The following is an 8,653-nucleotide window of genomic DNA, read 5'->3' as shown; positions in this document are numbered from 1 at the left end:
AAAGCGCAATGCTCGCACGTAAAGCGCAATGCTCTACACCAGACGCGCAGCAATCGCTGCGCTGGTTTCTTTGCGCTCATCGATACAAAGTTTCTCTGGCTTGCCTAACCCGCAACTTGGGTTAATAGCACGACAGCATGAGCGACGATCGCATCTTCACTACCGACCGCATCCATTTTCTCGTTCGTCGTTGCCTTGACTCCCACACAGTCGGGAGGAAGGTTTAGAGCGGTTGCGAGACGCGATCGCATCGATTCAATATAGGGTTTTAACTTCGGACGCTCTGCCACGATGACCGAATCAATGTTGCCAATTTTCCAGCCTTTTTCTTGAATCAGTTGGTGGACTTGTTCGAGCAAAACAATGCTGTCGGCTCCTGCCCATTTCGGATCAGTCGGTGGAAAGTAATGTCCGATGTCACCTAAACTAAGCGCTCCAAGCATCGCATCCATAATCGCGTGAGTCAAAACGTCTGCGTCACTATGACCGAGTAAGCCTGTTTCATGTTCGATTTTGATGCCGCCTAGAATCAGATCCCGTCCGCTGACGAGGCGATGAATGTCGTAGCCGTTGCCGATGCGAATTGCCATACCTTGAAGAGATTACTGCGATTTTCAGAATATCGTAGTGTGAAACGAAACTGAGTAGGGGGTGGGGAGTGGGGAGTAGGGGGTAGGGTGGCAAGGTTATTGCGATTTGCAACAGAGAGCTAGAAAGCATTTTCCCCACTCCCCACTCCCCACTCCCTACTTGCTATATGATCAAATTCAAACTCAAATTCTGTTTTACGTATGGCTCCGCTTCCAGAAAATCGCCCGAAACAACTCTCACTTGGTCCCCTAGAGGCTGAGATTCTTCGGATTGTTTGGGAACTTGAAACGGTCACAGTAAAAGATGTCCACGATCGCATTCTCTCCGATCCCGATCGAGAACTTGCTTACACTTCGGTCACAACCGTTTTGAATCGACTAGTAAAAAAAGGCTGGCTTGCCTGCAATAAACAAAATCGATCGTTTACCTGGTCTGCGATCGTGTCGCAATCCGAAGCTAGAGCGCTTCAAGCAATGCAACAACTTAACCAGTTCTTAGCGGTCACCAATCCTGATGTGGTCGCTGCGTTTGCCGATAGTTTAGACCAAGCGAGTTGTGATCAGCTTGACGCGATCGCACAACGTCTCAAAGCTGTTCGTGAGGCGCGGGAGAAACAATAATGCACTTTACTTTGTTAGTCATCTCGATTAGTGCCGCGATCGCGTTTCGATTCGCTTGGAGATCTAGAGCCGCAGATTGGAATACTCGTTGGCAATGGGCGTTAGGTGCATTTCTGTTTTCGCCATTGTTGTTGATTACAAGCGCGATCGCGATTCTTTGTATGGGTCCGCGTGGTCGAATGGTTCACACTTGGGATGGTTGGAGCAGTTATGGAATTGCGATCGCATTTTTAACGATCGGAATCATTCTTCTCGTACAATTGGCATTGCAGGCACAGCGATCGCTTCAAAAAATCTATCAGTTGCCACAAGAAACAGTTCTCTCAACACCTGCACGATTACTAGAGCATTCCACTCCGTACATTGCTCAAATCGGATTCTGGAATCCTGAGTTAGTCATCAGCGAGGGACTATTAGATACGCTAGACGAATCGCATTTACAAGTTGCACTCACCCACGAAAAAGCACACCAATACTATCGCGATACCTTCTGGTTTTTCTGGTTAGGTGGATTGCGTCGATTAACGGCTTGGCTACCGAATACGGAAGCACTTTGGCAAGAGTTAATTTTCTTAAGAGAACTTCGAGCCGATCGCTGGGCAGCACAGCAAACGGATGGATTGTTACTCGCTGAGGCATTATTGTCGATCGTCTCTGCCTCGCAAGTGGAATCAGAACCTTGGATGGCGGCTTTAGGTGATGCAATTCCTCAGTCTCGATTGAATGAACGAATTGATGCACTGTTAGACGAATCGGAGCCTGTATCTGATCGGAGTTTTACCGTTTGGATTTGGTTATCGATCGTACTTCTGCCGCTGTGTATCGTTCCGTTTCATTTCTAAAGTGAATCTCCTACACGAATCGAAGATGCCTGCCGAATAGAATTCGGGGCTACACAGACAAAGTGTGCCTAGCGCACACTGACACCCAATTTTTTCTTAGTCCGCGACGGCGGACTTCGTTTGTATAGCCGCGAATTCTATTCGCCAAGGCGTTCAGGCAAAAATTCTAATGATTCGAGTAGTGTGACCACTCGCACTTTCACTTCGTCGCGTACTCTGCGGAAAACATCGATCGAATATCCCTCTGGATCGTCCAATTGCCAATCCTCAAACGCTTCTCGTAACAGCCATTCCTTCGGTAAATTCACACCACATCCACAAAGCGAAATCACGATATCAAAATCCTCCGGATCAAATTCGCTCAATGCTTTCGAGGTCTGATGGCTTACATCAATTCCAACTTCGGACATGACTTGAACGACGATCGGATCAACGTGGCTGGCTTCGAGTCCTGAACTGGTGACGATCGCAGTTCCGATCGTTTTCGCAAATCCTTCTGCCATCTGCGATCGACGAGAATTCTTTTTGCAAACAAACATCACTCGCTTCATTCCAAAACCTCCTTAAATTCATTCGACAGATATCGATAAGCCCAAACTGCTAATTGTGCGCCCAAAATCGGTGCAATCCAATACAGCCAATGATGTTGCCAATTCCAACTCATCAACGCAGGCGCAAACGATCGAGCAGGATTCATACTCGCGCCCGTAATTGATCCCATACAAGCCGCTTCTAAACCGACGGTTAAACCGATCGCCATTCCAGCAAATCCGATTGGCGCACGTCGATCGAGTCCCGATCCCAAAATTACCAACATCAAAATAAAGGTCAGCACAGTTTCTAAAATGAATGACTGCTGCCAATTGCCATCCAGGGGAATTGTTGCGCCCAAATTTCCGACCCTACCAAACGACAGCACGAGCAACATTGAAGCGGTGACTGCCCCCAAAACCTGCGCCAAAATGTAGGGCAATACGCGATCGCGTTTAAAGAATCCGCTTGCCCAGAATGCTAACGTGACCGCTGGATTGAAATGTGCGCCGCTGATGTGACCGAGGCTGTAAATCAATGCCGCTACGATCGCGCCAAACACAAAGCTGATACCGAGGTGCGTCAATGCTCCTTGACTGACTTCATTCACAATCACAGCACCCGTTCCCGCGAATACGATCGCAAACGTGCCAATGAACTCTGCAAAAACTTCTCTCGAATAAAGCGCGATCGAATATCGCTTCTGTTTTTTCATATTGAATTTCATCGATATTCATCAGCATCGATATTCTGACAGAGGATATTGATGTATGTCAATATAGAAGCTATGAAAAGAACGACACCTGCTATTTCTTGCTGTCCACCTTTGCTCAAAGGCAAACTCACACCCGAAGAAGCGACTCAACTAGCTGCAATTTTTCGGGTGTTGGGTGAACCTGCGCGGTTGCAACTGCTGAACCTAATCGCAGCCCAACCGACCCAGGAAGTTTGCGCCTGTGAATTAGTCGAAACTTTGGGACTTGCTCAACCCACCGTCAGTCACCATCTCAAAGTGATGTACGAAGCAGGGCTGCTAGAAAAAGAGCGGCGTGGAACTTGGATCTATTACCGCATTGTGAAAGAACGACTCATTGCATTGCAGAATGTATTGTCTTAAGTATTCATCCATCTAATCGCTTTTGAATCTGTTTAATGGCTTGATACATTTCAGGCAGCCGACTATAGAGCGCGAAAGCCCGGAGAAACACTCGATGTTCTACCGCAGGGTATCCGGATACGGTCACACCCGCTTTTACATCTCCATGCACACCCGTTTTAGCTGAAGCAACCGAGCCATCGCCCATTTTCGCCTCGTTCCCCACTCCAACTTGTCCCGCTAAAATCACGCGATTGCCGATCGTGGAACCTCCAGCAATTCCCACATGAGCCGCAAACGCACAGGCTTCACCAACTTTCACGCCATGCCCAATCTGGACTAAGTTATCGATCTTCGTATTCCGACCGATGCGAGTTTCACCGACTGCGGGACGATCGATATTTGAATTACAGCCAACTTCAACGCCATCTTCCAGCACCGTATAGCCGGATTGCTCCATTTTCAGCCAGCCTTCACGAGTCGGCACAAATCCGAAGCCTTCGGAACCAATTACCGCACCCGCATGAATCACACAGTCTGCACCAATTTGGGCGCGTTCGTGAATCGTACAATTGGCATGAAGAATAGTACGATCGCCAATCGTTGCACCGGGATAAACGACAACGTTGGGATGAATACAAACGTGATTGCCCACTTTAGCACCGGACTCAATCACCACATGAGCACCGATCGAAACCGATTCGCCAATCTGAGCAGAAGGATCGATTACGGCGGTTGGATGAATTTGGGGCGAAGGTTTATAAGGTTGGTAGAAAAACGCGATCGCTTGAGCAAACACCAGGCGCGGTTGGGAAGTCACGATCCAAGCCAAACCGCGATCGTTTGCGATCGCTTGCAATGTTTCATTCGCAGGCAGAATGATCGCGCTTGCTTGCGTGGCTTTCAGTTGTTCAATGTATTTAGTGCTTTCTGCATAAGTCAAAGTATTCGAGGTTGCCTCTGCGATCGCGCTCACTCCAGTAATTTCTAAATCTGGTGTGTCACTGTGACTCGCGATCGATTTCCCTAACTTTTCCACTAAATCCTTGAACTTCATTTACTCCTCCACCCGTTTCAGAAATGCTGCACACTCGACATGAGCCGTTTGCGGGAAAAAGTCCGCAGGCTGTACTCGCGTGAGTTGATAAGCATTGTCAGCACACAACAACTTTAAATCTCTCGCAAGCGTGGCAGGATTACAACTGACGTAAACAATCTGTTTAGGTTTCTGTTGCCTGAGCGTTTCTAAAATGGTTGCATCACAGCCTTTACGCGGCGGATCAAGCATGACCAAATCTGGCTGAACCGAGAGAGAACTTAGAACTTTCTCAACGGCTCCCACTTCAAAGCTGACATCGACCCCGTTCAAAGTGGCATTCTGACGGGCTTGCTCTATCGCTTCAGATTGAATCTCGATCCCGATCGCTGTTTTGACTCGTTGTGCGATCGGTAAAGTCATCGTGCCAATGCCACAATAAGCATCCACAAAGGTTTCATTTCCCTGCAAATCTAATTCTTCTACGATCGCCATTAACAAAGCTTCTGCTTGCTCGGTATGCACTTGGAAAAAGGTATCGGGACGAATATGAAACGTTAATCCTGCAAATTGTTCGCTCAAAAATGGCTGACCTGCAATGCAGTAAGTTTCTCTGCCAAAAATTGCATTTGTGCGATCGCGTTGCACATTCAGCGAAACCCCAACCAAATTCGGATATCGTTGCAGCCATTCCTGCGCCTGAGATTCCAAATTCGGCAACTCTGGATCAGCCGTGACTAACGTGAGCAACACTTCACCCGTTCGCCGTCCAATTCTCAAAGATAGATGCCGCACTTGTCCCCGATGATACTTCTCATCGTAAACTCGCCAGCCTTGCTGCTGAATATCCTGTTTAATCTCAGCCAAAAACGGATTCAAACGCTCATCTTGAATCGGACATTGATTCAGATTCACAATTTGATGAGTGCCTTTTTGATAGTATCCCGCCTGCACTTGTCGATTCTGCGAGACTCCCAAGGGGTAAGTCGCTTTATTGCGATAGTGCAGCGGTTCGCTCACATTGAAAACAGGATCAACTCGGACTTGATCAAATCCCCCGATCCGTTCCAACGCCTGCACAACCTGATTTCGTTTCGCCTCAAGTTGATACTCATAATCGACGTGCTGCCACTGACACCCGCCACACTTATCCGCCACAATACAACTCGGACGCACTCCATACGGCGACTCTTCGAGCATTTCATGGACTTTTGCATGGGCGAAATTCGGCTTGACGTGCATCAATCGAACCATTGCCCGATCGCCCGTCACCGTATCCGGAACAAAAACCACACGCGATCCGGCTCGTCCGACTCCATCGCCTCGATCGCTTAAATCCGTAATCGTGACTTCGATGAGGTCACCTTGTTTCCATGTCGCTTCAATTGTCTCTAACTCTGGACGCACAGCAATTTACCAATTTTTGACCTGTTCTATTGTGACGTTTCTTCGAGACGAATGATAGAGCGCTCAACTAATACCGCCTTTAGCAAGCAAGCATGGAAATGTTAGAATCTCGCTCAGGCATCTACTTCTCCGAGTCATTTCGGCGACAAGTTCGACTAGAAAATCGAAGATCCGCAAACATTTACAATTCTTAGAATATGAAAGCACCTTTGCTGACCAAAGCACTGCTAAAGGCGGTCTGCATCAGTGGACTAACGTTCGCCGTTGCGCCTTCTGCTCGATCGCAGGATTTTCAAGTTCAACCTGTCTTTGATATGACCCTTCTTTCAGGCTGGACAGCCAACGGAGCCGCACTTCAATCCATAGAACAGCTAGGGAACCAAGTCCAAGGTCAGTCTCGCCCATCTCGTTCCTCGACTCAAGCTAGATCCTCTAATTCCGCCAAGTCGATCAGCTTCGCCTACTCGCCTACTCCCGCACTCAAGCAGAAAGTTGTCCAAGGCTACGTTGATCGCTTAAATAAGACAAATCCTGCTGCTTCACAAGCTGTATCCGAAGCGTTTCAAACGGGCAAATATAACTATGGTCAAATTTACTGGAATCTGATTAAAGATTCTGGACTACGTGAAAACGATGCGGCAGATGCCCTAAGCGCGTACATGATCTTGGGCTACATGGTTGTCAACAACGTACAGGATGGAAATCGCGTCACTGTGCCAATGGCAAGGGGAGTACGATCGCAGTTAGCCCCACTGCTATCAGCTAATTCTCGTCTAACCGCGCCCGGTGTGCCAGCCCAACTCGGTGAAGAAATGAAACTACAAACTGTAATTATTCATGCGAGTTGGCAGTCTGCTGCAAAAGAGAACACCCTATCAAACTACCAGCAGGGCATTGCAGCGATGTTTAAAGATCAATATGGGCTAGATCTGAGTCAAATGAAGCTGACCGATCGAGGTTTTGCTAAAAAATAGCTTGAACTCAGTTGCAGGTCAGCGTGTATAAGCGATCGCAGATTTTGCCAAAACGTTCTCGTAATAGTTCTGCAATTGTTTGGTTGCCGCTGACCAACTCCAGCGCTCGCTTCTGTGCGGGCGTTTTGCCGGAGTTGTTCGCGCTCTTCAGTGCGAGAGAGCAGAAACTGAGTCGCCTCGATCGCTTAAATCCGCGATCGTGACTTCAATCAGTTCGCCTTGCTTCCAGGCGGGGTCAATACGGGCTTGCGATCCGGTCGAGGAGGTTTGTGAACTACCAGACACCGACCGCTAGGCGGTACGGTGCTGGCTTCCCAATTCATCAGCAATTGCCTCTGCGGTCGTGGACTTGCGCCCATACCGCTTTGGTCTTACATTGCCTCCAAGGGCAGTAGCGCTGGTTCCCAACGCCAAAATCCGCAAGCCTTCATCTCGGATGTTCAATGCCGCATTCACATCTCTATCGTGATGCTTCTGGCAGTGAGGGCAGAGAAAAGAACGGACGGAGAGATCCATCTTTGGCATCGGTAGCAGTGTTGTATTGCACAGATGCGACGATGGGAAGAACCGACCGATTTCAAGGTAGATCTTTCCTTCCTGCTCTGCTTTGTACTTCAGCAGGGTTTGAAACATTCCCCAACCTGCGTCAGAGATTGACTTAGCTAGGTTGTGATTCTTCACCATGTTTTTGACTGCTAGATCTTCTACGACAATCACTTGGTTCTCGTTCACTATCTTGCGGGATAGCTTGTGTAGAAAATCTTCTCTCACTCGTGAAATCTTGCTATGTACTCTTGCAAGTGCGCGTTTTGCCTTACGGCGTTTGTTCGTGGTTTTGTCCTGCTTACGAGAAAGCTTTCTTTGCTTCCGTTTCAGGTTGCGTTCATGCTTTTTGAGATGTTTTGGATTGTTGAACTTGGAGCCATCAGACGTGACCGCAAAATCAATCAACCCCAAATCAATCCCAATCGCTTTCCCGTCACTGCTTAATTCAGGCTTGACGATGCCGTCATCCAATAGCAGCGAAGCGTAATAGCGTCCGTCTGTCATCCTTGACACAGTAACAGTCTTCAGTTTTCCAACACAGTCCCGATAGACTTTAGCTTTCATCGTTCCAAGCTTACCGGGAAATTTAATCTCAGACTCACTCAGGATTTTGACGCTGGCTGGGTACTGAATCGACTGCCGACCATGGCGATTTTTGAATGATGGATAGCCTGTACGACCATCAAAGAAGTTGCCAAATGCTGTCCCTAGATTCAACACAGATTGCTGTAAGCATTGGGAATAGCATTCAGTTAACCACTCGTACTCTTTCTTCCAAACCGGGATCTGCTTCTTCATCTCCATTGCTGAAACGCCACGTCCTGTCTCCTTGTATGTTTGAGACATCCTGGCAAGCGACTGATTCCAAACCCATCGGCAACATCCGAATGCCTGAGCAAGATGAGCTTGCTGGGCATCAGTGGGATAGATTCGGACTTTGACCGCTTTGAGCATGAATGATTAGAGTGAATTGATGATCAATCTAACACAGTTTGAGTACCTATGTTCGC

11 protein-coding genes are annotated in these 8,653 nt (G+C 48.0%); 5 read left to right on the top strand and 6 right to left on the bottom strand.

The window, feature by feature from the left end:
• Window positions 1–104: 104 nt before the first annotated feature.
• Window positions 105–590 (bottom strand): 2-C-methyl-D-erythritol 2,4-cyclodiphosphate synthase, encoded by a 486-nt coding sequence (ispF, locus tag ACQ4M5_RS30235; RefSeq protein ID WP_430679516.1) that lies wholly within the window; start codon window positions 588–590, stop codon window positions 105–107.
• Between the two features lie 201 nt (window positions 591–791).
• Between ispF and ACQ4M5_RS30230 the strand changes: the two genes are divergently transcribed.
• Window positions 792–1,211 (top strand): BlaI/MecI/CopY family transcriptional regulator, encoded by a 420-nt coding sequence (locus ACQ4M5_RS30230; protein WP_430679515.1) that lies wholly within the window; start codon window positions 792–794, stop codon window positions 1,209–1,211.
• A complete protein-coding gene (locus ACQ4M5_RS30225) occupies window positions 1,211–2,053 on the top strand; it encodes a M56 family metallopeptidase (protein ID WP_430679514.1) in 843 nt (280 codons plus the stop codon). Before ACQ4M5_RS30230 ends, ACQ4M5_RS30225 begins: the two co-directional genes overlap by 1 nt.
• A gap of 137 nt (window positions 2,054–2,190) precedes the next feature.
• Here the strand turns inward: ACQ4M5_RS30225 and arsC are convergent, their stop codons facing one another.
• On the bottom strand, window positions 2,191–2,604 hold the full coding sequence (gene arsC / locus ACQ4M5_RS30220) for an arsenate reductase, glutathione/glutaredoxin type (protein ID WP_430679513.1): 414 nt from the start codon (window positions 2,602–2,604) through the stop codon (window positions 2,191–2,193).
• Window positions 2,601–3,299, bottom strand: coding sequence for an MIP/aquaporin family protein (locus ACQ4M5_RS30215; protein WP_430679512.1), 699 nt, complete (start codon window positions 3,297–3,299; stop codon window positions 2,601–2,603). Before ACQ4M5_RS30215 ends, arsC begins: the two co-directional genes overlap by 4 nt.
• Window positions 3,300–3,371: 72 nt before the next feature.
• Between ACQ4M5_RS30215 and ACQ4M5_RS30210 the strand changes: the two genes are divergently transcribed.
• On the top strand, window positions 3,372–3,701 hold the full coding sequence (locus tag ACQ4M5_RS30210; RefSeq protein WP_430679511.1) for an ArsR/SmtB family transcription factor: 330 nt from the start codon (window positions 3,372–3,374) through the stop codon (window positions 3,699–3,701).
• A 4-nt stretch (window positions 3,702–3,705) separates the two neighbouring features.
• Here the strand turns inward: ACQ4M5_RS30210 and lpxD are convergent, their stop codons facing one another.
• Window positions 3,706–4,737 carry a UDP-3-O-(3-hydroxymyristoyl)glucosamine N-acyltransferase gene (gene lpxD, locus ACQ4M5_RS30205; RefSeq protein ID WP_430679510.1) on the bottom strand — a complete coding sequence of 344 codons (1,032 nt, stop codon included), beginning with the start codon at window positions 4,735–4,737 and terminating at the stop codon, window positions 3,706–3,708.
• Entirely contained in the window at window positions 4,738–6,123 is a 1,386-nt protein-coding gene (gene rlmD, locus ACQ4M5_RS30200) for a 23S rRNA (uracil(1939)-C(5))-methyltransferase RlmD (protein ID WP_430679509.1), read from the bottom strand.
• A 197-nt stretch (window positions 6,124–6,320) separates the two neighbouring features.
• Between rlmD and ACQ4M5_RS30195 the strand changes: the two genes are divergently transcribed.
• Window positions 6,321–7,097: a hypothetical protein gene (locus ACQ4M5_RS30195; RefSeq protein WP_430679508.1), complete on the top strand. Its 777-nt coding sequence runs from the start codon at window positions 6,321–6,323 to the stop codon at window positions 7,095–7,097.
• 23 nt (window positions 7,098–7,120) lie between these two features.
• A complete protein-coding gene (locus ACQ4M5_RS30190; RefSeq protein ID WP_430679507.1) occupies window positions 7,121–7,300 on the top strand; it encodes a hypothetical protein in 180 nt (59 codons plus the stop codon).
• Between the two features lie 88 nt (window positions 7,301–7,388).
• On the opposite strand, the gene ACQ4M5_RS30185 is transcribed toward ACQ4M5_RS30190, so the two are convergent.
• Window positions 7,389–8,597, bottom strand: coding sequence for an RNA-guided endonuclease InsQ/TnpB family protein (locus tag ACQ4M5_RS30185; RefSeq protein WP_430679506.1), 1,209 nt, complete (start codon window positions 8,595–8,597; stop codon window positions 7,389–7,391).
• Window positions 8,598–8,653: the final 56 nt, after the last annotated feature.

The organism is Leptolyngbya sp. AN10, assembly GCF_050565645.1.
Lineage (GTDB): Bacteria > Cyanobacteriota > Cyanobacteriia > Leptolyngbyales > Leptolyngbyaceae > Leptolyngbya.
This window is presented reverse-complemented; position numbering and strand designations above follow the sequence as displayed.

Excerpts from the sequence above, each read along its gene's own strand:
- ispF (WP_430679516.1), bottom strand. The coding sequence starts at position 590 with ATGGCAATTCGCATCGGCAACGGCTACGACATTCATCGCCTCGTCAGC.
- ACQ4M5_RS30230 (WP_430679515.1), top strand. The coding sequence starts at position 792 with ATGGCTCCGCTTCCAGAAAATCGCCCGAAACAACTCTCACTTGGTCCC.
- ACQ4M5_RS30225 (WP_430679514.1), top strand. The coding sequence starts at position 1,211 with ATGCACTTTACTTTGTTAGTCATCTCGATTAGTGCCGCGATCGCGTTT.
- arsC (WP_430679513.1), bottom strand. The coding sequence starts at position 2,604 with ATGAAGCGAGTGATGTTTGTTTGCAAAAAGAATTCTCGTCGATCGCAG.
- ACQ4M5_RS30215 (WP_430679512.1), bottom strand. The coding sequence starts at position 3,299 with ATGAAAAAACAGAAGCGATATTCGATCGCGCTTTATTCGAGAGAAGTT.
- ACQ4M5_RS30210 (WP_430679511.1), top strand. The coding sequence starts at position 3,372 with ATGAAAAGAACGACACCTGCTATTTCTTGCTGTCCACCTTTGCTCAAA.
- lpxD (WP_430679510.1), bottom strand. The coding sequence starts at position 4,737 with ATGAAGTTCAAGGATTTAGTGGAAAAGTTAGGGAAATCGATCGCGAGT.
- ACQ4M5_RS30195 (WP_430679508.1), top strand. The coding sequence starts at position 6,321 with ATGAAAGCACCTTTGCTGACCAAAGCACTGCTAAAGGCGGTCTGCATC.
- ACQ4M5_RS30185 (WP_430679506.1), bottom strand. The coding sequence starts at position 8,597 with ATGCTCAAAGCGGTCAAAGTCCGAATCTATCCCACTGATGCCCAGCAA.